Consider the following 23192-nt stretch of genomic DNA (forward strand, 5'->3'; position numbering starts at 1 on the left):
CCGTTTGGAACCTTGCGTCTCTCTACCGAATACGCAGGTCTAAGAGTGCCATGCCGCCCGCCCGCGCTTCGCATCGGGCGGGCCCGCGACGCTACGCGGGCACCCGCACCCCGGCCAGGTCCTCGATCATGCGCCGGGAGCTCGGGCCGACGAGCGTCGCCCACTCGCGGGGCGCCCCCGCGAGCCACCGCGCCACCTGGCCCGCGAACCCCGGCACGGACCGCGCCAGCTCCACGAGCAGCCGGTCGAAGCGGGACGCGCCCTCCGGCGTACGCACAAGCAGCATGCCCGTGCGGTGCACCAGGTCGCGCGTCCTCGCCTGCCCGCGCCGCGCCGCGTCCCGCGCGGCGGCGCACAGCAGCGCGTCGAGCACGACGGGGTCCCGCTCCTCCTCCAGCAGTACGTCGAGCAGCTCGGCCCGCAGCGCGCGCGACGCCGCCGTGCCGGGCGCGGCGAGCACCCGTGCCAGGGCTCCGCGCACGACCGGGGGCCGCTCCGAGACCAGGCCCACGACCAGCGGGTACATCACGGCCCGCGCACCGTCCCCGTGTTCGAGACACCGGTCGACGAACGCCGCCACCTGCCCTGCGGCGGCGTCCGGCCAGTCCTCGGCGAGCTCTCGCACGAGCGCGGCGGCGCGCCGGGCGTGCGCGGGTTCGGTCAGCCCGGCGAGGGTCCGCAGGATGTCGCCGAGGCCGGGGCCCGGCTCCCGCAGGCGCGCCTGGAACGCCGCGAACACGGGTTCCGGGTGGGTGGCCACGGCCGGGGCGAGCGCGTCGGCGGGCAACCGCGGGTCGCCCGCCGCGAACCGCTCCAGCGCCCGCGCCAGATGCACCGGCCGCGAGTCCGGATCCCGTACGAGGAGGGCGAGCGCGGCGCCGTGCAGCTCCCGCTCGCCAGGCCGCTCCAGGAGCGCGAGGGCGGCGTACCGCAGCAGCTCACGGTCGGCCGGGTCCTCGACCCTCGGCGCGACCCGCACGCCGTACGCGGCGGCGGCGACGTGCCGGTCGGGCCGCTCGTCGTGGGCCCAGCGGGCGACGGCGCGGCACAGGACGGACGGCTCCTCGTCGGCGAGCGTCGCGAGCAGCTCGTCGGCGCGCGGGTGGGCGCACGCGACGAGGGCCTCGACCAGCCCGTCGAGGTCGCGGTGCCGGTGGGTGTGGAGCAGCGCCTGAGCGACGTCGGCGACGGTGGCGTCGGGCAGGGCGGGCAGCGCCCGCTCGTCGTCGAACCAGCGCGTCAGCCTGTGCTGCACGCGCCGCGGTTCGGCGGCGAGGGCCTTTGCGACGGCGTCCAGGCACCGGCCGCCGGCCTCGCCCGCGTCGTGCACCACGGCGCGCCGCAGGAGCTCGAACCGGGTGTCGTCGTCCACGGCGATCCGCATCCAGAAGTCACCGTCGAAGCGACCTCGCTCCGCGAGCGCCTCGAGCACCCCGCGATACGCCCCCGCGTCGGACGTCCCTTCCAGCACCCCGCGCACCAGTGCCGCACCCCACCAGGCCGCTTCGAGGTCCCCGTCCCCCCACGCCTCGGGGCTCCGCCCCGGCCCCCGCGCCTCAAGCGCCGGCGGGGCTTGATTTGCCCACCTGCCGCCTTGGGCACATCGGATGGCCGCCCCCGCCTTGGGCACCCCGCCACCAACCCCGGTTCCCCGCCCATTGCGCTCGGCCGCGCCATCGTCGGGCGTCGGCCCCGGCAAGGCCCAAGGGAGCAACTCCCGTAACCGGGCCTCCAGTTCGGCGGAGCCCACCCGTTCCAGGAAGAGGAGGGAGCGCACCACCGGGCCCGCCCGGTGCCGCGGAACCGGGAAACCGTCCCCCCGCCGCCGGAACACCAGCGCGTCCAACGCCCCGTCCACGTCCAGATGCATCCCCTGGATCCAGTCCGCGACCTCCTCGTGGGCGAACCGGTACCCGCTCCCCGCGGGCACCAGCACCCCCTCCGTGAGGACCGCCGACGCCCATCCGGACACCCCGCCCCGCGCCCCCCACGGGAACAGCTCCTCGAACGCCTCCCGGTCCAGCTCCCCCTGCCCCGGCCCGAGACTGCGCCGCGCGGCCTCGTGCACCTGCCCGGCCACCCGCGCCGCCAGCCTGCGCACCCCGCTCCCCCGCACCCCCGCGCCCGCGGCCAGCCGCACGGCCACGCGCAGGCACATCAGGTCCAGATACGCCCCGAAGATCCCGTCCCGGTCGGGGCACCCGGCCACGTCCCCGGGCAGCGCCGCCCGCACCTCGCTCAGCAGCCGCAACGACAGCGGATGACCGGCCTCCCGCTCCGCGAGCGACCCCTCGGGCACGCCGAGCCGCTCCCGCGCCCGCCGCGCCGCCTCCCCTTCGAGGTCCCCGATCCGCACGCCGGGCGGCAGCGCCCCCGCCGCCCCTCCGTACAGCACGTCCCCGCCGAACAGCGCGCCCGCCTGCTCCCAGTACTCACCGCGGCATGCCACCACAAGCCGCACCCCGCACGCCGCGAGCCACCGCTCGGTCCCCCGCGACCAGGCGCCAAGGCGGTGCGCGAGCACGGGCGGCATCTCCTCCGGCCCGTCGAGCAGCAGGACCAGCGGGCGCCCCGCCTGCCGGGCGACCTCGGCGACCCGCTCGGCCGAGACGTCCCCGAGGCCCCCCGCGACCGCCTCCTCCCGCGACGCCGCCACGATCCGCCCCGCCCGCGCGAGCGCACGGCCCACCGCCTGCGCCACCGACGCGTCGTCCTCGCCGAGGTCGGCGCCCCGCAGCCACAGCGTGGGAGCGGCGCCGTCCCCCTCGGCCCGCCGCGCGGCGAACGCGGCGAGTTCCGTGGTCCGCCCGCTGCCCGGCGCCCCGACGAGCGCCAGCACCCGCGTCCCGCCGTCCGCGCCCGCCGTGAAGGAGGTCAACTCCCGCACCACGTCCGGCCGTTCGACCGGCTCTGCCCCGTCCGACCCCGGCCCGTCGCTGCCCACCGAGACCCCGGCGAGCTGGAGCACCCCACCAAGGTTCAGTTCGTCCCCGTACGCGGGCACGGCCGCGGCATTGCGCGCGAGCAGCTCGGCCAGCGGCCCCCGCCCGCCCGTGCCCGCGACCGCCGCCCGCAGCGGCACCGCGAACCCGGCCGCCCGGTGCCCGGCCCGCAGCGCGGTACCGAGCACCGCGACCACCGATCCCGTACGCGCGTCGAGCACCGGGCCGCCCGCGGCCCCGCCGCCGACGCGCAGCGCGTCCGCCCCGTCCGTGCCGACGGCCAGCTCAAGGGCGCCGTCCAACAGATGCCTGCGGCCATCGGCCACGTACGCGACCGGCGAGCGCCCCAGGACGCGCGCCTCGCGCCAGCCGCCCGCGGGAATCCGGACGTACGCCCCGGCCGCCGGGGGCCCCGAGGCCGCCACCGGGAGGGGCATCGCGCCGAGCCCGCGCGTGCGCAGCAGCGCCAGGTTCGCCTCGGGCAGTTCGACGACCGACTCGGGTTCCACCACACAGGTCACGCCGCCCGGCCCGTGCACCAACAGGCGCCCGAGCCCGCTCACCACCTCGTGGCCTGTGACGACCGTCCCCCGGTCGTCCGCCGCGAAGCCCGCTCCGCGCGGCCGCCCGGCCAGATCGGTGATCCGTACCAGCGGCGGGTCCATCATGACGCGACCCTCCCGCCGTCCTCCGCCACGCCCCGTGCCTCGACGGTAGGCGCGCAATGATCAGCAGGACAGCGTCGGAGGCGAACGCGCCCCCTCGCGCTCCCCCTGTTCACTCCGAGCGCCCGCCCGAAGGGGTGAAGTGAACGGGCGTGCTGGATACACCCTGGAGAGGGGGACGTGGAGCGGCGGCCACCCAGAGACCGGAACCCGCCGCTCCACCGAAATCGCTCTCGGCGCGAGCTCAGCCGAACACGGCCAGGCTCTTCGCCTTCCCCTTCTGCTCCTCGACCAGAGCGAGGAACTGCCCGCCGGGTCCGAACACGGCGACGGGACCCGCGCCCGCGTACTCCTCGGGCACCTCCAGGCGCACACCGTTGAGCAGCAGCTTCCCGCGCCGCCCGTCGACGTCCCAGCGGGGGAACGCGGCGGCGGCCGCCTCGGCCACCGGCATCACGGTCAGCGACTCCTGGAGCTGGTCCAGGGTCCGTGCGCTGTCGAGCTTGTACGGGCCGACGCGCGTGCGTCGCAGCGCCGTCAGATGCCCGCCGACGCCGAGGGAGGCGCCCAGGTCACGGGCGAGCGCCCTGATGTACGTACCGGAGGAGCAGACGACGGAGACGACGAGGTCGAGGACCGGCGTGCCGTCCTCGGCGACCGCGTCCCGGACGTCGTACACGGCGAAGGACGAGACCTTGACCGGGCGCGCCGGAATCTCGAACTCCTCGCCCTCGCGGGCCCGCTTGTAGCTGCGGACCCCGTTGATCTTGATGGCGCTGACCTTCGACGGCACCTGCATGATGTCGCCGCTCAGCTTGGCGATCTCCGCGTCGATGGCCTCGCGCCCGACCCGGGACGCGTCGGTGGACGAGGTCAGCTCGCCCTCCGCGTCGTCCGTGAGCGTGTTCTGCCCGAGCCTGATCGTGCCCAGGTACTCCTTCTCGGTCAGCGCGAGGTGGCCGAGGAGCTTGGTCGCGCGCTCGACGCCGAGCACGAGCACACCCGTCGCCATCGGGTCGAGAGTGCCCGCGTGGCCGACCTTGCGGGTCTTGGCGATCCCGCGCATCTTGGCCACGACGTCGTGCGAAGTGAAGCCCGACGGCTTGTCGACGATGACAAGGCCGTCGGGCGGAGGGGTGCGGTCGGACATGCTCAGGCTTCGCCGTCCTTCTCAGAGGCGTCCGCGGCGTCCGTGTCGGCATCCTCCGGCTTCCGGTACGGGTCCGCGCCGCCGGCGAAGTCGGCGCCCGCGGACGCCTCCCGCACCTGCTCGTCGGACTGCCGCGCCCGGTCGAGGAGGTCCTCGATGGTGCGGGCGTTCTCCGGCAGGGCGTCCGCGACGAAGGCCAGCGTCGGCGTGAACTTCACGCCGGCCGCCTGACCGACCGCCGAGCGCAGGATGCCCTTGGCGCTCTCCAGACCGGCGGCCGCCTCGGCCCGCTCCTCGTCGCTCCCGTACACCGTGTAGAAGACGGTCGCTTCCCGGAGGTCACCCGTCACACGGGTGTCGGTGATGGTGATGTGGGAGCCGAGCCGCGGGTCCTTGATCCCACGCTGCAGCTTCTGGGCCACCACCTCTCGAATGAGGTCCGCCAGCCTCTTGGCGCGCGCGTTGTCGGCCACTGGTCCGTCTCCTTTTAAGTGCTTACTTGCTTGTTGCTTCAGTCTGCGTCAGTCGTCGCCGCCATGGAGCCTGCGCCGTACCGAGAGCAGTTCCACCTCGGGCCGCCCGGCGACGAGCCGCTCGCAGCGGTCCAGTACGTCGGTCAGGTGTCCGGTGTCCCCGGAAACCACCGCGAGCCCGATCTCGGCCCTGCGGTGGAGGTTCTGGTTGCCCGTCTCCGCGACGCTCACCGCGTACTTGCGGTGCAGCTCGGCCACGATCGGACGGACGAGGGAGCGCTTCTCCTTCAGCGAGTGGACGTCGCCGAGGAGCAGGTCGAAGGACAGAGTCCCCACATACATGTGTGTCCGGATGTCCCGCCGGTCCGGGGTCGTATGGGCGACCGCTTCCGGCCACCGATACGGGAACGGTACACGCAACGGCCGGGGCCGATCGACGGAAATAAGTCCCGCCGACCGGCCCCAGTCGGTTACTGCGTGGTTCAGACGCGCGGCTTCTCGCGCATCTCGTACGTCGCGATGACGTCGTCGACCTTGATGTCGTTGAAGTTGCCGAGGTTGATACCGCCCTCGAACCCTTCGCGGATCTCGGTGACGTCGTCCTTGAAGCGACGCAGGCCCACGATGTTGAGGCTCTCCGCGATGACCTTGTTGTCGCGGAGGAGGCGCGCCTTCGTGTTGCGCTTGACCTCGCCGGAGCGGATGAGAACACCCGCGATGTTGCCCAGCTTGGACGACTTGAAGACCTCGCGGATCTCCGCCGTGCCGAGCTCGACCTCTTCGTACTCCGGCTTGAGCATGCCCTTGAGGGCCGCCTCGATCTCCTCGATGGCCTGGTAGATCACCGAGTAGTACCGGACGTCGACACCCTCGCGCTCGGCCATCTGCGCGGCACGACCGGCCGCACGGACGTTGAAGCCGATGACGATGGCGTCCGAGCCCATGGCCAGGTCGATGTCCGACTCCGTGACCGCACCGACACCGCGGTGCAGGACCCGGATGTCGACCTCTTCGCCGACGTCCAGCTGGAGCAGCGAGGACTCGAGAGCCTCGACGGAACCAGAAGCGTCACCCTTGATGATGAGGTTGAGCTGCTGGACCTCGCCGGCCTTGAGCACCTTGTCCAGGTCCTCGAGGGAGACACGGCGCACGCGCTTGGCGAAGGCCGCGTTCCGCTCGCGGGCGGCACGCTTCTCGGCGATCTGACGGGCCGTACGGTCCTCGTCGACCACCAGGAAGTTGTCGCCAGCGCCCGGGACGTTGGTGAGACCGAGCACGAGGACCGGAGTCGAGGGACCCGCCTCCTGCACGTGCTCGCCCTTGTCGTCGAGCAGGGCACGGACACGGCCGTAGGCGTCGCCCGCGACCAGCGTGTCACCGACACGGAGCGTGCCTCGCTGGACGAGGACGGTCGCGACGGCACCGCGGCCCTTGTCGAGGTGGGCCTCGATCGCAATACCCTGCGCGTCCTGCTCCGGGTTGGCCCGCAGGTCGAGCGAGGCGTCCGCGGTCAGGACCACGGCCTCGAGCAGGGAGTCGATGTTCTCGCCCTGCTTGGCGGAGATGTCGACGAACATCGTCTCGCCGCCGTACTCCTCGGCCACGAGGCCGTACTCGGTCAGCTGACCGCGCACCTTGGTCGGGTCGGCACCCTCGACGTCGATCTTGTTGACCGCGACGACGATCGGAACCTCGGCGGCCTTGGCGTGGTTGAGCGCCTCGATCGTCTGGGGCATGACGCCGTCGTTGGCCGCGACCACGAGGATCGCGATGTCGGTCGACTTCGCACCACGGGCACGCATGGCGGTGAACGCCTCGTGACCCGGGGTGTCGATGAAGGTGATGGCGCGGTCCTCGCCATTGACCTCGGTCGCGACCTGGTAGGCACCGATGTGCTGGGTGATGCCGCCGGCCTCGCCCGCGATGACGTTCGTCTTGCGGATGGCGTCGAGCAGTCGCGTCTTACCGTGGTCGACGTGACCCATGACGGTCACGACCGGCGGACGCGCCATGAGGGCCTCTTCGCCGCCCTCGTCCTCGCCGAACTCGATGTCGAAGGACTCGAGCAGCTCGCGGTCCTCCTCCTCGGGGGAGACGATCTCGACCGCGTAGTTCATCTCGTCACCGAGAAGCTGCAGCGTCTCGTCGGAGACCGACTGCGTGGCCGTGACCATCTCGCCGAGGTTCAGCATGACCGCGACGAGCGACGCCGGGTTGGCGTTGATCTTCTCCGCGAAGTCGGTGAGCGAGGCACCGCGCGACAGACGCACCGTGGCGCCGTTGCCGCGAGGCAGCATCACACCGCCGACCGACGGGGCCTGCATGGCCTCGTACTCCTGGCGCCTCTGCCGCTTCGACTTGCGACCACGACGCGCCGGACCGCCGGGACGGCCGAAGGCGCCCTGCGTGCCACCACGGGCACCGGGACCGCCGGGACGGCCACCGAAGCCGGGACGACCACCGAAGCCGCCGGGACGACCGCCACCGCCGCCGCCCGGACCACCGGGACGACCGGCGAAGCCGCCGCCACCGCCACCGGGACCACCGGGACGACCGGCGAAGCCGGGACGACCGCCACCGCCGCCGCCCGGACGACCGCCGCCGCCGGGGCCACCGCGGCCGCCGCCGCCACCCGGACCCGGACGCGGGCCCGCGGCGGGACGCTGCGGCATCATGCCGGGGTTCGGACGGTTGCCGCCGCCACCACCGGGACGCGGACCGGCCGCACCACCGGCGCCGCCGGCCTGCGGACGGGGCATGTTGCCCGGGCTCGGACGGTTGCCGCCCTGACCCTGCGGACGGGGACCACCCTGGCCGCCACCCTGCGGGCGCGGACCGCCCGGGGCACCCTGGCCACCGGGACGCGGGGCGCCACCCGGACGGGGCGCCTGCGGGCGCGCCATGCCGGTGGAACCACCAGAGGTGAAGGGGTTGTTGCCCGGACGCGGGCCCGACGGACGGGCGCCACCGGGACGCTGGCCCTGGCCACCGGGACGCGGGGCGCCCTGACGGTCGCCACGCTCACCGCGCTGGCCACCCTGGCCCTGGCCACGGTCCTGACCGGGGGCCGGACGGCCACCGGGCTTCGGGGCGCCGGGACGCGGAGCGGCCTGGCCGCCGGGCTTCGGGGCCGCGGGGGCCTGCGAAGCGGCGGGAGCCTGGAACTCCGGGGTGCTGGGCGCCGGCGAAGCGGGCTTCGGGGCCGGCTTCGGGCCCGGCGTCGGCCGCGGACCCGGGGACGCCGGAGCGGCCGGGGCAGCGGGCTTCTCCGCAGCGGGCTTCTCCGCGGCGGGCTTCGGCGCAGCCGGGCCCGGACGCGGGGTGGCAGGCTTTGCGGCCTGCGCGGGAGAGGGGGTGGGACGCGGCGCCGCGGGCTTCGCGGGCGCGTCCTTCTTCGCGGCGGGCTTCTTGGCCGCGCCGTTGGTGCCCTGATTCAGGGCGTCAGTCAACTTGCGTACAACCGGCGCCTCGATGGTCGAGGACGCCGAACGTACGAATTCACCGAGTTCTTGGAGCTTGGCCATGACGACCTTGCTCTCTACGCCGAACTCCTTGGCGAGTTCGTATACCCGGACCTTAGCCACTTCGCTCCTTTTAGGTCCGGGTTACGCCGGACCGTCGCTACTTCATGGGCGTACTCATCGCGTGCTCATCGAGTGCTCATCGCAATCTCGACCTACTTCCAACTCGCGGGGTACCAGGGCCGCACGGGGGTTCCGCGCGGCGCTTCTTACGGTGTTGCCTGCTCGACGCGGTGGCGCAGGGCCGCCGTGTCGAACGGTCCAGGGGCCCGATAAGCCCTCTGGAACGCCCGGCGGCGGACCGCCAGGTCAAGACAGGACAGGGCGGGATGCACGTAAGCACCCCGGCCGGGCAGCGTACCGCGATCATCGGGGACGCATTGGCCCTCGATCACCACGATCCGCAGCAGTTCGCTCTTGGCCGCTCGCTCCCGGCATCCCACGCAGGTTCGCTCAGGGCATGCGCGGGCATGCGTCCGACCAGACACGGTTAAGTCTACCTCCCCGTACCGACCTCACCCCTTTGGGGTAAAGATCGAACGGTTGGCTCGTCACATACTGTCGTGATCCAAGCGCTCAGCGCCCGGATTTATTCCCCGTCGGGAGATCCCTCGGGGGAGCCGCCCTGATCGGTGTCCGGGCGGATGTCGATGCGCCAGCCGGTGAGCCGGGCGGCGAGCCGGGCGTTCTGCCCCTCCTTGCCGATGGCGAGGGAGAGCTGGTAGTCGGGCACCGTCACGCGGGCCGAGCGGGCCGCGAGGTCCACGATCTCGACCTTGGAGACGCGGGCCGGGGACAGCGCGTTGGCCACCATCTCGGCCGGGTCCTCGGACCAGTCGACGATGTCGATCTTCTCGCCGTTGAGCTCGCCCATGACATTGCGCACACGCCCGCCCATCGGGCCGATGCAGGCGCCCTTGGCGTTGAGCCCGCTCCGGGTGGAGCGCACGGCGATCTTCGTGCGGTGGCCCGCCTCGCGCGCGATGGCGCAGATCTCGACGCTGCCGTCGGCGATCTCCGGCACCTCCAGCGCGAAGAGCTTCTTCACGAGGTTCGGGTGCGTACGGGACAGGGTCACGGAGGGGCCGCGGACGCCCTTGGCGACGCGCACGACGTACGAGCGCAGGCGCAGGCCGTGCGGGTACTCCTCGCCGGGGACCTGCTCCTGCACCGGCAGGATGGCCTCCAGCTTGCCGATGTCGACCAGCACGTTCTTCGGGTCGCGGCCCTGCTGGACCTGGCCCATCACGATGTCGCCCTCGCGGCCCGCGTACTCGCCGAGCGTCGCGTCGTCCTCGGCGTCGCGCAGCCGCTGAAGGATGACCTGCTTCGCGGTCGTCGCGGCGATCCGGCCGAAGTCGGAGGGGGTGTCGTCGAACTCCTTGGGCTCCTGGCCCTCCTCGAGGTCCGAGGGGTCCTCCTTCGCCCAGACCGTGACGTGGCCGCTGTCGCGGTCGAGCTTCACGCGCGCGTGGCGGAAGCTGCCGTCGGTGCGGTGGTAGGCGATGAGGAGGGCCGACTCGATCGCCTCGACCAGCAGATCGAAGGAGATCTCCTTCTCCCGGACCAGCCCCCGCAGGGCACTCATGTCGATGTCCACGGCTACGCCTCCTCTTCGTTGTCGTTGTCGCTCTTGTTCTTGCGGTTGAACTCGACCTGGACCCGCGCCTTGGCGATGTCCGTGAAGTCGAGCCTTCGGGAGGTGGGCTTGCGCCCCTTCACTCCCGGTACTTCCAGGTCGAGGCCGTCTTCGTCGACCTTGAGGATGCGTGCGACCAGCTCGGATTCGTCGTTCAGCGTGAACTTCACGAGGCGGTCCGTCGCGCGGACGTAGTGGCGGTGCTCGGCGAGGGTGCGCTCGGCGCCGGGCGTCCCGACCTCGAGTTCGTACTCGCCCTCGCCCATGGCGTCGTTCTCGTCCAGCTTCGCCGAGAGCGCGCGGCTCACATCGGCGATCGCGTCCAGATCGGCGCCCTCGTCGGAGTCGACGACGACGCGCAGCACACGCTTGCGTCCGACCGAGGCCACTTCGATCTCTTCGAGTTCGAGCCCCTGTGAGGTGACGAGCGGTTCCAGTAGTTCCCGCAGCCTCTCGTTCTGGGTGGTGCTCATCCGGGTGACTCCTCGGCCGCGTGTGCTGTTGTGGTTACTGACTTTCCTTGCGCGTCAGGTCAAAGGGTATCCGCTCCAGGGGGGTGTTGCCGTCCACCCGTGCGAGGGCGGCGGTACGGTGATCACGGCCACTCCCCCTCGATCGAACCTGATCAGTTCCGATCAGAGAGTCGCCCCGAAAGCCTCGCTCCCTCCTTGTCTCCGCTCTCGTCCCCTCCCGCCTCTTCGCCCCTTGAGGACGCCTGCCGTGCCGCTGCCCCCTCTCGCCCGCACCGGGCCACGTCGTAGGACCCTGCTCGCCTCCCTGGCCGGGGCCGCGCTGCTGACCGGCTGCTCGGACTCCGGCGACGGCGCCGAGGGCGGCAGCGGAGCGCCCGCCGCCGCGCAGGAGAAGCGGCTGCGGACACAGGCGGCGCGCGAGAGCGCGGACCTCCTCGCCCAGTACGACCGGTCGGTATCGGCCCGTCCGGCGCTCGCGGAGCGGCTGAACCCGCTGCGGGCCGAGGTCGAGCGGCACGTGAAGGCCTTCGGCGGGACGCGCGGGCCTTCGGGCGCGGCGGCGCCCCCGGGCCGGAAGCCGGACGCGGCGCCGGCCTCCGAGAAGGACATCCTCAAGGCGCTCTCGGTGGCCGAGCAGCGGCTCTCGGACCGGCGGATGTCCGCGCTCGTGGACGCTCCCGGCGAGCTGGCGCGGCTGCTCGCCTCGGTGGCGGCGGCCGGGGCGGCACACGCGTACCTGCTGTCGGAGGACGGACGGAAATGAGCGAGAACCAGCTGCTCGGGGCGGTACAGGCGGCGCTGCGCGCCGAGCACGCCGCGGTGTACGGCTACGGGGTGGTCGGCGGCCGGATCGGCGAGGACCGCAGGGACCGGGCCAGGGACGCGTACGACGCGCACCGCGCCCGCCGCGACGAACTGCGGCGCACGGTGCGCGACCTGGGCGGCAACCCCGAGGAGTCGGCGGGGGCGTACGCACTGCCGTTCCCGGTGCCCGACTCCTCCGCGGCGGCGCGGCTCGCCGCGGACATCGAGAGCAGGGTCGCGGGCGTCTACTCGGATCTCGTACGGGCGGCGAGCGGCGAGCGGCGCCGGGACGCGGCCGACGCACTCCGTGAGGCGGCGGTCCGTGCCGTGCGCTGGGGCGGCGGCAGCGTAGCCTTCCCTGGGCTCTCCGAACGGGCCGCGGCGCCGTCGGCGTCCTCGTCCCCGTCGCAGGACCCCAGCACATAGGCAGACTTGGGAAGGGAATCCCCGCGCATGGCATCCCCGCGCATGGCATTCGAACCGCCGAAGCGGCTTGTGAACGCGCTCGGCGAGGTGCGCGACGACGGGGCTTCGGCGTGGCTCGACCGGGTCGGCACACTGCTCGACGAGGCGGCGACGCGGCGCGATGTGACGGTGGAGCGGGTGCATGTGCCCGGAGGCCGCAGCAGCCTGGTCGCCCACGTCCGCAGGGCGGACGGCTCGCCGGCGATCCTGAAGCTGGCGCCGGAGCGGTTCCGCCCGGAGGCGGAGCGCGCGGCCCTGACGCACTGGGACGGCTTCGGCGCGGTGCGTCTGCTCGACCCGGGCGTGAACGACGGGGCGCTGCTCCTCGAACGCCTGCACCCGGAGATCTCCGTCCGGTCGCTGCCGGAGGCGAAGGCCCTCCTGGAGGCGGCGGGCACGCTGCGGCGGCTGTGGGTGGACCCGCCCGAGGGGCGCAACTGCGAGACCGTTCCCGAGCGCACGGGCCGGCAGGCGGTCGGGATGCGGGCGACCGTGAAGTCGTTCCCGGATGTCGCGCCGCTGATCGACGCGGCTCTCGGGACGCGCGACGAGCTGGTGTCCTCGGCTCCCGAACACCGTTTGCTGCACGGTACGTTCCGGCAGTCCAAGGTGCTGTCCGGGGAGCGGATGCCGTGGCTGGCGGTGGGCCCCGACCCGGTCGTCGGCGAGACCGCCTTCGACCTGGCGCGGCTGGTCCGTGACCGGGTGGAGGACCTCATCGGCTCCCCCTCCGGCCCCGCCATCACCCGCCGCCGCGTGAAGCGCCTCGCGGAGTCCCTGGAGGTCGACCAGGAACGGCTGCGCGGCTGGACCCTGTTCCGCGCGGTGGAATCGGGCGCGCGGGCACTGCGCGTGGGGCGTCACCAGGACGGCGAGAACCTGCTGGAGTTCGCGGGCTGGCTGTGACCTCCGGTCCGGGCCCGGTGGGGTGTACGGGGTGGTGGGCGGTTCGGCTGAGCTGAATCGCGGAACCGGCGTTGCGCACGCGGGCACCGGGGTTACGGCTGCGGGGGCTTGCTCAACCGTTGCGCACCCGGGGCTCCGGGTTGCGGTCACGGGCTCTGCCGCGGACCCCGCTGCACAGCCGTTGCGCAGGCTCGGTCGACTCCCGCACCGGGGTTGCGGTCACGGGGCACCGGCACCGAAGTTGCGGTCACGGGGCTCTGCCCCGGGCCCCACTGCTCAATCGCCGCAGGGGCTTGAAATACCGGTACCGGCCGCCACGTCGGCTTGATGCGTCCTGCCCTCCCGTGGGCAATGGCCTTTCCCCCGCCGCCTATCTCCCACCCACCCGCCCCCTCCGGGGGCGTCGGCCCCACGGGGTATCGCAACCTGCCGCCGGCACGGCGCCCACCTACGGCGCCTGGGGCGGCACGGTGGGCAAGGCGGCGCACGGTGCCGCGCCCCCTGCACGGCAGGCGGCAACCACGGCAAGGCCCCCAGCGCCTCCGTGCTGCGCGGTCACCAGGGCACGGGAGGCCGAAGCCCCTGGAGGGGGCGGCGGGAGGGAGAGCAGCGGGCAGCGGTACGGCCCAAAAGAACGGCACCGCGCACCCGGAACCACAGGCGCCACCCACAACGCCGCACCACAGCCACGCCCCGCGCACCAACACGACGGGCGCGCCCTCCGGGAACGGACCCCGGGAGGCCGAAGCCCCCGGAGGGGGCGGGCGGTGGGAGAGCAGCGGGCAGCGGTACGGCCCAAAAGAACGGCGCCGCGCACCCGGCATCACCGGTACCGCCACCGGCCCGCGCCCCCGCAACCAACACGACAGGCGCCACCCCGGGGGGCGGGACCGGCCCCCGGCAGGGGTCCGCTACGCGGTGAGGCGGGCGACCGCCTCGTCGACCGTGAGTTCCTCGCGCTCGCCCGTGCGGCGGTCCTTCAGTTCCACGACGCCGTCGGCGCTGCGGCGGCCGGCGACCAGGATCTTCGGGACGCCGATCAGCTCGGAGTCGGTGAACTTCACGCCGGGCGAGATGCCCGGACGGTCGTCCACCAGCACCCGTACGCCCGCCGCCGCCAGCTTGTCCGAGACCTCCAGGGCCAGCTCGGTCTGGAGCGCCTTGCCCGCCGCGACGACGTGGACGTCGGCCGGGGCGATCTCGTCCGGCCAGATCAGGCCCTTGTCGTCGGCGTGCTGCTCGGCGAGCGCCGCCACCGCACGCGAGACACCGATGCCGTACGAGCCCATGGTGACGCGGACCGGCTTGCCGTTCTGGCCGAGGACGTCGAGCTGGAACGCGTCGGCGTACTTGCGGCCGAGCTGGAAGATGTGGCCGATCTCGATGGCGCGGTCCAGCTTGAGGCCGGTGCCGCACTTGGGGCACGGGTCGCCCTCCTGGACGACGACCACGTCGACGTACTCGGAGACCTCGAAGTCACGGCCCGCGACGACGTTCCTCGCGTGCACGCCGTCCTTGTTGGCGCCGGTGATCCACGCGGTGCCGGGGGCGACGCGCGGGTCGGCGATGTACTTCACCTTCTCCAGGCCCTGCGGGCCGACGTAGCCACGGACCAGGTCGGCGCGGCCCTCGAAGTCCTCGGCCGTCACCAGCTCCACGGCGGCCGGGGCGAAGTGCGCCTCGACCTTGCCCATGTCGACCTCGCGGTCACCGGGGACGCCGACGGCGACGATCTCGCCGTCGACCTTCACGAGGAGGTTCTTGAGCGTCGCGGAGGCCGGGACCTCCATGTACGCGGCGAGCGTCTCGATGGTCGGGGTGTCGGGCGTGGGGACCTCGACGAGCGCGGGCACGCCCTCCGCGTCCACCGCCTTGACGGCGAAGCCGACCGCCTCGGTGTTCGCGGCGTAGTCGCAGGCCGGGCAGTCCGCGAAGGTGTCCTCGCCGGCCGCGGCCGGGGCCAGGAACTCCTCCGACTTCGAGCCGCCCATGGCGCCCGCGGTCGCGGCGCAGATCCGGTAGTCGAGGCCGAGGCGCTCGAAGATGCGCTGGTACGCGGCCCGGTGCAGGCCGTACGACTCGGCGAGGCCCTCGTCGGAGAGGTCGAAGGAGTACGAGTCCTTCATCTGGAACTCGCGGCCACGCAGGATACCGGCGCGGGGACGGGCCTCGTCGCGGTACTTGGTCTGGATCTGGTAGAGGATCACCGGCAGGTCCTTGTAGGACGTGCACTGGTCCTTGACCAGCTGGGTGAAGATCTCCTCGTGGGTCGGGCCGAGCAGGTAGTCGCCGCCCTTGCGGTCCTGGAGACGGAACAGCTCGGCGCCGTACTCCTCCCAGCGCCCGGTCGCCTCGTACGGCTCCTTGGGCAGGAGCGCGGGCAGCAGGACCTCTTGGCCGCCGATGGCGTCCATCTCCTCGCGGATGACGCGCTCGACGTTCGCGTAGACCCGTCGGCCGAGCGGCAGCCAGGACCAGACACCGGCGGCGGTGCGGCGCACGAAACCGGCGCGGACCAGCAGCTTGTGGCTGAGGACTTCGGCGTCCGCCGGGTCGTCGCGCAGAGTCTTGACCATCAATCGGGACATGCGCTGGACCTGGACCTTGGCCATGATTCTTGACTCCTGCGACGAAAGGCTGATGTCAGGAGGTTAGCCGGGCCCCTGGCACGGCCGGAAATCGGTCAGGGGTGACGGCGCAGCGGGAGGGGCGCGCCCATCACCGCGTACGGCCTCGGGGCGCTCGGGAACAGCACTTGGCGGGCCAGGTCCTCGTAGCCGAGCGAGTGGTAGAGGCCGCGGGCCGGGCTGTCGACGTCGATCGCGGAGAGGATCGAGCGCGGCTGGGTGGCGCCGTCGGTGATCGACGTGATGAGCGTGCGGCCGATGCCGCGGTTCTGGTAGCCGGGGTGCACGTGCAGCTCGGTGATCACGAAGGAGTCGTCGAGCCAGTGGTCCTCGCCGCGGGTGCGCAGATACGGCTCGACGACGGTGGACCACCAGTGGGTGCGGTCATTCGGCATCCCGTAGACGAAGCCGACGAGCCGCCCGTTGCCGGTCGTGGCGCCGAGGGAGCGGGCCCCCGGGTACGTGATGTGCCGCAGCACGATCTGCCGGCGCACGGCGATCTCGTCGTCGCTGAGCCCGAACGCGTATGCCTGCACGGCGAGCGCCTCGTCGACCCGGCTGCGCAGGTCCAGGGGCCCGATGGTGACGGCACGGTCGTCCGTGCGGTTCCGGTGCGGCATGCCCCGGAGAGTACCGTTCCTAGCCACTGAGCCATAGCGAGTCCTGCGTCCAGGAGTGCTCGTCAGCCGCCTGCCGCGAACGGTCTTCAGCAGACTGGGCCGGTGCCTTCTCTCTTCGGCCGCGTGCATCCTGTGCACGTTCCTTGGAGCGGGCATGGGCCGTAGGTGCGGAGCCGGGTACGGGGTGTCCTGGTGCGGCGGTGGGGCGATGGTCTTCCGTACCGACCCGATGACCGCGTGTCGTCGCACGGCGCGCTGCCACCTGCGCCCGCCACTCCCGATCCCGGTAGGCGAAAGCGCAGCTAGCCTGCAGGATGTAGCGGCCGTGCCGATCACAATGCCCGGCGAAGCGGGCGGCCAGCTCCGACGGCAGCTTGATGGTGATCGTGCCGCCGGGAGCTACACTGATCGTCTCGTTGCCGTGGCGTCTGCCGGTCTCGCCGTCCGCCTCGATCCCCCACCGCGCCTCGCACCAGCGCTGCCGCCACTCCTGAACATCGAGTCCGGCCTGTTCCAGTGCAGCCTGGTGTGCAGCAAATCCCGGCCTCCACGGACCACATGCACCCGCCCGGCCCGGCGGTCGTTCTGCACCCGGGCGGCGAGGGCCTCGAGATGAGCCAGCCGGTGCTGCTTGGCCGCCCGCACCTGTGCGGTGGGACAGCCTTCGGCCCGGGTGGCGACATCGCACGCCGCCACGGGCACCGCCAGCCGGGACCGTAGGACAGCGATAGCCGCATCCAGTTGTTCCAGATGCGCCGCCTGGCACTGGCGCGCGAGGGCCCACTGGCCGTTGCTGTGCTCGACCCCCAGGAACGTGCGCTCTGTCAAGTCACGAGCGGCCACCTGCGAGAGGAACCCGCCGAGCTCCAAAAGGACCTGTTCGTCCAGCGCTGACAGGTGCAGGCGGGTCCGCACCGCCATCGCTCCCGAATGCTTGGCCAGGCGGGGTGGGGACAGCGCCCGCAGCCCAGACGCCGAACGCTCCACCCCCACCAGCGCCTCCCCACCTCTGACCGACCCCGTCAGGGCACGTACTTCAAGCCCCTGCGGCGATAGAGCGGCGGGGGCCGGGGTGGAACCCCGAGGCGTAGGTGGACGAGGGCCAGGAGGAAGCGGGTGGCCCAGCCCCGGGCACGTGGGGCCGAGCCCCCGGAGGTGGGTGGGAGATGGGCGAGGGACGGGGCCGGTTACGGTCCCGCCGGGAGGCGCAGGACGCTGGTGAGGAGACGCCGCGTGTACGCGTGGTCGGGTGCGCCCAGGACCTCCGGCGTGGGGCCCGCCTCGACCACCCGTCCCCGTTCCAGCACGGCCGTGCGTTCGCACAACGACGCCACCACCGACAGGTCGTGGGAGACCATCACGATCGTCAGGCCCGCCGTCTCCTTCAGCTCGGCCAGCAGGTCGACGACCTTGACCCGCGTCGTGACGTCGAGTGCGGAGACGGGCTCGTCGGCGAGGAGGACCCGGGGATCGCAGACCGTGGCCCGCGCGATGGCGATGCGCTGGCGCTGTCCGCCGGAGAACTCGTGCGGGTACCGCTCCCCCGCGTCGGCCGGAAGCCCCACCCGTTCGAGGGCGTGCGCGACCTTCCGGTCCGCCTCCTCCCCCGTCGCGACGCCGAGCGAGCGCAGCGGCTCGGCCACGATCCGCCGCACCCGCTGCCGCGGGTCCAGCGAGGCGTACGGGTCCTGGAAGACGCACTGCACACTGCGCCGGAACGCCTTCATTTGCGCGCGGTCGCGCGGCCGCAGCTCGTCCCCGTCGAAGCGGACCGTCCCCGACGTGGGCCGGGCGAGCCCGAGGAGCATGCGCAGCAGGGTCGTCTTGCCGGCCCCGGATTCGCCGACGAGCGCGAGGCTCCGGCCCGTCTCGACCGCCACCGACACGTCCGTGACGACGGGCGCCGCGGCGCCCCGGTACGCGTACGACACCTCGTCGAGTTCCAGCACAGGGGCGCTCATCGCACACCTCCCAGGTCGAGCGCGGACTCCAGTTGCCGCGCGCTGTCCACGAGCGCCTTCGTGTACGCCTCGCGCGGGGCCCGGACGACGTCCGCCACCGCGCCGGACTCGACCGCGCGCCCGTCCTTCATCACCAGGACGCGGTCCGTCACCTTCGACACGACCGCCAGGTCGTGGCTGACGAAAAGGACCGCCATGCCGCGCTCGCGCACCAGTCCTTCGATCAGTTCCAGCATCTCGGCCTGCACGGTCACGTCCAGCGCCGTCGTCGGCTCGTCGGCGACGAGCAGCGCCGGGTCGCAGGCGAGCGCCATGGCGAGGGCCACGCGCTGGCGCTGGCCGCCGGAGATCTCGTGCGGGAAGGCGCGGGCGATGCGGGCCGGGTCCGGGAGGCGTACCTGTTCCAGGAGGTCCGTCACGGCCGACCTGAGCTCCACCCCCTTCAGCCGCCGGCGCCTGCGCAGCGGTTCCGCGATCTGTTTCCCCACCCGCATCAGCGGGTCGAGCGCCGTGAGCGGCTCTTGGAAGACGACGGCCGCGCTCCGGCCGCGTACGCCCACGAGGGTCTTCTCGCTCGCGCCGACGATCTGCGTACCGTCCAGCCGTACGCTGCCGGTCGCCGTCATGCCCGCGGGCAGCAGCCCGAGGGCCGCCAGCGTCGTCAGGGACTTGCCGGATCCCGACTCGCCGATGAGGCCGAGGCGTTCGCCGCGGGCGACCTCGAAGCCGAGTCCTGACACCAGCTCGCGCCCGTCCCCCGTACGGATCGTGAGTCCCTCTACGGAGAGCAACGGTTCACTCATGCCGCCACCCGTTCCTTCCGTGCCGTCGGGTCGAGGACGTCCCGCAGCCCGTCCGCGACCAGGTTGACGCCGATCACCAGCAGCACGAGCAGCACGCCCGGCGCGAGCGCTCCAGCGGGCGCCGTCGTGAACGTCGCCTGCGCCTCCTGGAGCATCCGGCCCCACGAGGCGTTGGGCGGCGGCGCGCCGAGGCCGAGGTAGGAGAGGCCCGCCTCCGCGAGGACGGCGAGGCCGAACTGGAGCGCCAGGTTCACCGCGAGCGTCGGCCAGATGTTGGGCAGGACGTGGCCCGCGACGATCCGCGGCCAGGTCGTGCCGGACGTGCGGGATGCCGTGATGTAGTCCTGCGCGAGGACCCGCTTGACGAGGATCCGGGTCAGCCGGGCCACGACCGCGCTCTGCGCGAGGCCGATCGCGAGGATCGCCGAGCCGAGCGTCGCCGACCTCGCGGCGACGATCAGCATCGCGAGCAGCAGCGTCGGGAACGCGATGAGGATGTCGAGCAGCGCGGAGAGCGTGTCGTCGAACCAGCCCTGCGCGAACGCCGCCAGCAACCCCAGCGTCACGCCCAGCAGCGCCGCCACGGCGACCGAGCCGAGCCCCGCCTGGAGGGCGATCCGCGAGCCCGTCATGAGCTGCGTGAACAGGTCGCGTCCGAGCTTGTCGGTGCCGAGCAGGTGCCCGCCGCCGGGACCGGCGAGCCGGCCGCCGGACGTGTCGTCGCTGTCGTACGGCAGCCAGAACAGGGAGACGAGCGCGAGCAGCGCGACGAGTCCCGCGAACACGGCGCCCGTCCAGAGCGTGATGGATGACCGGCGCTTCATCGCGCCCCACCCCCCGAGAGCCGGCCGCGGAGCCGCGGGTCCACGATCCGCTGCACGAGGTCCGCAACGAACCCGATGATCAGCACCCCGAACGTCGACACGAACAGCACGCCCTGGATCACCGGGTAGTCGTGCTGCCCGATCCCCGTGGCGAGCATGGAGCCGAGCCCCGGCAGCGCGAACACGGACTCGACGACGACCGCGCCGAGCAGAGTCGACGCCAGTTCGATGCCAAGGATCGAGATGACCGGCACGGACGCGTTGCGCAGCCCGTGCCGCCACATTGCCCGGCCGAACGAGGAGCCGAGCGCCCGCGCCGTGCGCAGGTACTCGCTGTCGAGGACGTCGAGCGTCGCGGACCGCACGTAGCGGATGAGGGACGCCGACATCACGAGCGCCACCGTCACCACCGGCAGCACCAGTGACTGCACGGCGGGCCCCGGGGTGTCCCAGCCGTCCTGCGGGAAGCCGCCGGACGGCAGCCAGCCCGCGTTCAGCGCGAACACGGCGATGAGGATCATGCCGAGCCAGAACACCGGGACGGCGATGCCGAGCTGGGAGACGCCGTTGAGCAGCGCCCCGTACCAGGTGCGTCGCTTGTACGCGGCCACGAAACCGGCCGGGATCGCGATGAGCACGGCGAGGACGAACGCGGACAGCGTCAGCGGCACCGTCACGTTCAGGCGCTGCGACACCTCGGGGCCGACGGGCAGCGACGACACGAAGGACGTGCCGAGGTCACCGGAGGCCAGTTGGCCGATCCAGTGCGTGAACTGCTCGGGCAGCGGCTTGTCGGAGCCGATGGAGTGCCGGGCCGCGGCGATCTGCTCCGGCGAGGCGCCCACCGAGGTGAGCGCGTTCGCCGGGTCGCCGGGCAGCATCCGAAGGAGCACGAACAGCACGATGGACGCGAGGACGAGGGAGACCAGCAGGAACACCAGCCTCCGCAGGAGATAGCGGGTCATGTCCCCTGGCTCAGTTGCTCTTCTTGATGTCGTACGCGAAGAACTGCGAGTTCAGGCCGTTGACCGGGTAGCCCGACAGCTTGGTGTTCGCGACGACGAGCTGGGGATACAGGTAGAGCCAGTCGCTGGCCGCGTCCTCGGCGGTCTTGCGGTTGACCTTCTTCAGGAGTTCGGTCTGCTCGGACGTCGAGGACGCCTGCTCGGCCTTGGCGACCCAGTCCTGGACCTGCTTGTCGTCGTAGCCCCAGTAGAAGTCGGGGTCGCCGTACCAGACCAGGTCGCGGTCGTTGACGTGCTCCTGGAGCGTGGCCGTGAAGTCGTGGTTCTTGTAGACCTTCGTGTACCACTCGTCGGGCGTGATCGTGTTGATCTTGACGGTGATGCCGACCTTGGCGAGCTGCGACTTGATGAAGGTCGCGGCGGTGGGGTGCGGGTCGTAGTTCGGGGTGTCGAGCGTGAAGCCGAACCCCTTCGCGTGGCCCGACTCCTTGAGGAGCTTCTTGGCCTTGGCGACGTCGTGCGCGTTGACGTCGGTCAGGTCCTCGTACCAGGGGTCGGTGGGCGGCACCATCGACCCGATCTCCTTGCCGTAGCCGCCCCAGACGGACTCCAGGAGCTTCTTGTCGTCGATGGCGGCCGAAACGGCCCGGCGCACCTTGACGTCCGTGAACGGCTTCGCCTTGTCGTTGAAGGCGAGGAGCAGCTTGGTGGTCGAGTTGCCGTCGTTGACCTTGTAGTTCTGGTCCGACTTGAACTGGTCGAGGGCGTCGGGCGACTGCTCGCTGGTGACGACGTCGACGGCGTTGGTCCGGAGCGCGTTGTTGAGGGCGGTCGCGTCCTTGTAGTAGTGGAAGACGACCTGCTTGTTCTTGGCCGTGTCGCCCCAGTAGCCGCCGAACCGGTCGAGGCTGAGCGCGGATCCGCGGGTCCACTTCTTCAGCTGGTACGGGCCGGTGCCGTCCTCGCTGATCTTCAGGTTCCTGGCGTCCGCGTTGATGATCCAGACGTAGGAGAGGTTGTAGACGAAGGAGATCGACTTCTTCGACAGCGTGACCTTGACGGTCTTCGCGTCGGGAGTGGTGACGTCCTTGATGACCTCGAGGTTCGTCTTCCGCGCGGACTGCGAGTCCTTCGCGATCACCTTCTCCAGGCTGTACTTGACGTCCTCGCTGGTCAGCTTCTCGCCACTGTGGAACTTCACGCCGTCGCGGAGGGTGAAGGTGTAGGTGAGGCCGTCGCCGGAGACCTTGTAGTCCTCGGCGAGGAGCTTTTCGACCTTGCCCTTGTCGGTGAGCTTGAACAGGCCCTCGTAGACGTTGCCGTTCAGGGCCTCGGTGACGCCCTGGCCGCCGCCCGCGGTGTTGTCGAGGTTCTGCGGCTCGTAGAGGGAGCCGATGTTGACCGAGGCGTTCTTGTCGTACGCGCCGCCGCCGGAGGCCGAGTTCGAGCCTCCGCCGCAGGCGGCGAGCGTGACGGCGAGGGCGACGGTGAGCGTGCCGACGGACAGGGATCTCTTGGAGACGCGCATGAGGGGGCCTTACGTGAAGGGGTGCGGGGAGGGATCGATCAGTGAGCGGTGCCGGCGGCGCCGTCGCGGAGGACCGGGAGCTTCTCGCCTGCCTCGACGGGCAGGTGGAGACGGTTCTGCCGCGGCGGCATCGGACAGTTGTACTGATCGGAGAAGCCGCACGGGGGTACGAAGGCCCGGTTGAAGTCGAGGCGGACGCGGCCCTCGCCGGTGTGCTCGACGAAGAGGAAGCGGCCGGCGCCGTAGGTGCTGTCGCCGTTCGTGGGGTCACCGAAGACGAGGAGGAGGGTGCCGTCGTCGTCGAACGCGGAGAGCGTGTAGTCGGTGCCGTCCACGGTCAGCGCGATGTCGCCGGGGACGACCTTCTCGCGGGTTCCGCCGTTGTCCCGCAGGTGCTCGAAGGCGACGGTGCGGGCGCCCTCGACGGGCGTGTACGTGGCGTCGAGGACCCAGGCCGGGTCGTACGCGAAGGCGTCGACGCTCTCGAACGCCTGGATCGCCGGCGAGTTCGCGTCCCAGAACCGCAGGCCGTGCTCGGGGGCGCCGGTGACCATGTCGGTGCGTTCGAGGGCCGTCACGGTGACGGTGTCCGGCTGCCCCGCGCGGGCGGCGTCCAGGTCGGGTATCTCGCCGGCCGGGAGCCAGCGGGTCTCGACGAGGGCGAGGTTGCCCGTGGGAGCGGTGAGGGAGCGGTGCCGGTCGGCACGCCATTCCTGCCAGGCGGCCATGCCGGAACCGGGAGCAGACATCGAGAGGCACCTACAGTCAGTGAAGCTTGAACCAAAGCAAAGCAGTACCTTTATGGTCCATAAGACTTACTAATGTC

General features: G+C 72.1%; 19 protein-coding genes. 3 read left to right on the forward strand and 16 right to left on the reverse strand.

All coding sequences use genetic code 11. The features are described from left to right. Nucleotides 1–91 precede the first annotated feature (91 nt). The 8 genes from ACNYS0_RS12665 to rimP form a co-directional block, all read right to left on the reverse strand. Nucleotides 92–3610 carry a trypsin-like peptidase domain-containing protein gene (locus tag ACNYS0_RS12665; protein ID WP_422473320.1) on the reverse strand — a complete coding sequence of 1173 codons (3519 nt, stop codon included), beginning with the start codon at nt 3608–3610 and terminating at the stop codon, nt 92–94. Nucleotides 3611–3851: 241 nt separating this feature from the next. Then, the gene (gene truB, locus ACNYS0_RS12670) at nt 3852–4757 is read right to left on the reverse strand and encodes a tRNA pseudouridine(55) synthase TruB (protein ID WP_422473322.1); all 906 of its coding nucleotides are present in this window, start codon (nt 4755–4757) and stop codon (nt 3852–3854) included. Between the two features lie 2 nt (nt 4758–4759). Then, nucleotides 4760–5230 (reverse strand): 30S ribosome-binding factor RbfA, encoded by a 471-nt coding sequence (rbfA, locus tag ACNYS0_RS12675; protein WP_422410339.1) that lies wholly within the window; start codon nt 5228–5230, stop codon nt 4760–4762. Nucleotides 5231–5278: 48 nt separating this feature from the next. Then, nucleotides 5279–5572, reverse strand: coding sequence for a DUF503 domain-containing protein (locus ACNYS0_RS12680; protein WP_422410337.1), 294 nt, complete (start codon nt 5570–5572; stop codon nt 5279–5281). Between the two features lie 140 nt (nt 5573–5712). Beyond that, nucleotides 5713–8814, reverse strand: a complete 3102-nt coding sequence (infB, locus tag ACNYS0_RS12685) for a translation initiation factor IF-2 (protein ID WP_422473324.1) — start codon at nt 8812–8814, stop codon at nt 5713–5715. Between the two features lie 146 nt (nt 8815–8960). Beyond that, nucleotides 8961–9239, reverse strand: coding sequence for a YlxR family protein (locus ACNYS0_RS12690; RefSeq protein WP_422410333.1), 279 nt, complete (start codon nt 9237–9239; stop codon nt 8961–8963). Nucleotides 9240–9340: 101 nt separating this feature from the next. Next, complete coding sequence (nusA, locus tag ACNYS0_RS12695) at nt 9341–10351, reverse strand: transcription termination factor NusA (RefSeq protein ID WP_422410331.1); 1011 nt, start codon at nt 10349–10351, stop codon at nt 9341–9343. 2 nt (nt 10352–10353) lie between these two features. After that, entirely contained in the window at nt 10354–10863 is a 510-nt protein-coding gene (gene rimP, locus ACNYS0_RS12700; protein WP_422473326.1) for a ribosome maturation factor RimP, read from the reverse strand. Nucleotides 10864–11110: 247 nt separating this feature from the next. Here rimP and ACNYS0_RS12705 point away from each other — a divergent pair, with 247 nt between their 5' ends. Genes ACNYS0_RS12705 through ACNYS0_RS12715 form a run of 3 tightly spaced genes read left to right on the forward strand, consistent with a single transcriptional unit; the run spans nt 11111 to nt 13038 of the window. Next, nucleotides 11111–11626: a hypothetical protein gene (locus ACNYS0_RS12705; protein WP_422473328.1), complete on the forward strand. Its 516-nt coding sequence runs from the start codon at nt 11111–11113 to the stop codon at nt 11624–11626. Beyond that, nucleotides 11623–12093, forward strand: coding sequence for a ferritin-like domain-containing protein (locus ACNYS0_RS12710; protein ID WP_422410327.1), 471 nt, complete (start codon nt 11623–11625; stop codon nt 12091–12093). The genes ACNYS0_RS12705 and ACNYS0_RS12710 overlap by 4 nt, the downstream gene beginning before the upstream one ends. A gap of 42 nt (nt 12094–12135) precedes the next feature. Further along, the gene (locus tag ACNYS0_RS12715) at nt 12136–13038 is read left to right on the forward strand and encodes an aminoglycoside phosphotransferase family protein (RefSeq protein WP_422473330.1); all 903 of its coding nucleotides are present in this window, start codon (nt 12136–12138) and stop codon (nt 13036–13038) included. Nucleotides 13039–13949: 911 nt separating this feature from the next. On the opposite strand, the gene ACNYS0_RS12720 is transcribed toward ACNYS0_RS12715, so the two are convergent. The 8 genes from ACNYS0_RS12720 to ACNYS0_RS12755 form a co-directional block, all read right to left on the reverse strand. Further along, on the reverse strand, nt 13950–15650 hold the full coding sequence (locus ACNYS0_RS12720; RefSeq protein WP_422473331.1) for a proline--tRNA ligase: 1701 nt from the start codon (nt 15648–15650) through the stop codon (nt 13950–13952). A gap of 71 nt (nt 15651–15721) precedes the next feature. After that, nucleotides 15722–16285 carry a GNAT family N-acetyltransferase gene (locus tag ACNYS0_RS12725; RefSeq protein ID WP_422473333.1) on the reverse strand — a complete coding sequence of 188 codons (564 nt, stop codon included), beginning with the start codon at nt 16283–16285 and terminating at the stop codon, nt 15722–15724. Between the two features lie 1187 nt (nt 16286–17472). Further along, nucleotides 17473–18246 (reverse strand): ABC transporter ATP-binding protein, encoded by a 774-nt coding sequence (locus tag ACNYS0_RS12730; protein WP_422473335.1) that lies wholly within the window; start codon nt 18244–18246, stop codon nt 17473–17475. Then, entirely contained in the window at nt 18243–19049 is an 807-nt protein-coding gene (locus tag ACNYS0_RS12735) for an ATP-binding cassette domain-containing protein (RefSeq protein ID WP_422473337.1), read from the reverse strand. The genes ACNYS0_RS12730 and ACNYS0_RS12735 overlap by 4 nt, the downstream gene beginning before the upstream one ends. Further along, entirely contained in the window at nt 19046–19873 is an 828-nt protein-coding gene (locus ACNYS0_RS12740; RefSeq protein WP_422473339.1) for an ABC transporter permease, read from the reverse strand. Before ACNYS0_RS12740 ends, ACNYS0_RS12735 begins: the two co-directional genes overlap by 4 nt. Further along, complete coding sequence (locus ACNYS0_RS12745; RefSeq protein WP_422473341.1) at nt 19870–20838, reverse strand: ABC transporter permease; 969 nt, start codon at nt 20836–20838, stop codon at nt 19870–19872. Before ACNYS0_RS12745 ends, ACNYS0_RS12740 begins: the two co-directional genes overlap by 4 nt. A gap of 10 nt (nt 20839–20848) precedes the next feature. Next, nucleotides 20849–22366, reverse strand: coding sequence for an ABC transporter substrate-binding protein (locus tag ACNYS0_RS12750; protein ID WP_422473342.1), 1518 nt, complete (start codon nt 22364–22366; stop codon nt 20849–20851). A 38-nt stretch (nt 22367–22404) separates the two neighbouring features. Next, nucleotides 22405–23115 carry a DUF1684 domain-containing protein gene (locus ACNYS0_RS12755; protein ID WP_422473344.1) on the reverse strand — a complete coding sequence of 237 codons (711 nt, stop codon included), beginning with the start codon at nt 23113–23115 and terminating at the stop codon, nt 22405–22407. Between the last annotated feature and the right edge of the window lie 77 nt (nt 23116–23192).

Source organism: Streptomyces anthophorae (assembly GCF_049310305.1).
Lineage (GTDB): Bacteria > Actinomycetota > Actinomycetes > Streptomycetales > Streptomycetaceae > Streptomyces.

What these genes read in the sequence shown, in the direction of transcription:
- ACNYS0_RS12665 (WP_422473320.1), bottom strand. Translation starts at nt 3,610, where the DNA reads ATGATGGACCCGCCGCTGGTACGGATCACCGATCTGGCCGGGCGGCCG.
- truB (WP_422473322.1), bottom strand. Translation starts at nt 4,757, where the DNA reads ATGTCCGACCGCACCCCTCCGCCCGACGGCCTTGTCATCGTCGACAAG.
- ACNYS0_RS12680 (WP_422410337.1), bottom strand. Translation starts at nt 5,572, where the DNA reads ATGTATGTGGGGACTCTGTCCTTCGACCTGCTCCTCGGCGACGTCCAC.
- rimP (WP_422473326.1), bottom strand. Translation starts at nt 10,863, where the DNA reads ATGAGCACCACCCAGAACGAGAGGCTGCGGGAACTACTGGAACCGCTC.
- ACNYS0_RS12710 (WP_422410327.1), top strand. Translation starts at nt 11,623, where the DNA reads ATGAGCGAGAACCAGCTGCTCGGGGCGGTACAGGCGGCGCTGCGCGCC.
- ACNYS0_RS12715 (WP_422473330.1), top strand. Translation starts at nt 12,136, where the DNA reads ATGGCATTCGAACCGCCGAAGCGGCTTGTGAACGCGCTCGGCGAGGTG.
- ACNYS0_RS12720 (WP_422473331.1), bottom strand. Translation starts at nt 15,650, where the DNA reads ATGGCCAAGGTCCAGGTCCAGCGCATGTCCCGATTGATGGTCAAGACT.
- ACNYS0_RS12725 (WP_422473333.1), bottom strand. Translation starts at nt 16,285, where the DNA reads ATGCCGCACCGGAACCGCACGGACGACCGTGCCGTCACCATCGGGCCC.
- ACNYS0_RS12730 (WP_422473335.1), bottom strand. Translation starts at nt 18,246, where the DNA reads ATGAGCGCCCCTGTGCTGGAACTCGACGAGGTGTCGTACGCGTACCGG.
- ACNYS0_RS12735 (WP_422473337.1), bottom strand. Translation starts at nt 19,049, where the DNA reads ATGAGTGAACCGTTGCTCTCCGTAGAGGGACTCACGATCCGTACGGGG.
- ACNYS0_RS12740 (WP_422473339.1), bottom strand. Translation starts at nt 19,873, where the DNA reads ATGAAGCGCCGGTCATCCATCACGCTCTGGACGGGCGCCGTGTTCGCG.
- ACNYS0_RS12745 (WP_422473341.1), bottom strand. Translation starts at nt 20,838, where the DNA reads ATGACCCGCTATCTCCTGCGGAGGCTGGTGTTCCTGCTGGTCTCCCTC.
- ACNYS0_RS12750 (WP_422473342.1), bottom strand. Translation starts at nt 22,366, where the DNA reads ATGCGCGTCTCCAAGAGATCCCTGTCCGTCGGCACGCTCACCGTCGCC.
- ACNYS0_RS12755 (WP_422473344.1), bottom strand. Translation starts at nt 23,115, where the DNA reads ATGTCTGCTCCCGGTTCCGGCATGGCCGCCTGGCAGGAATGGCGTGCC.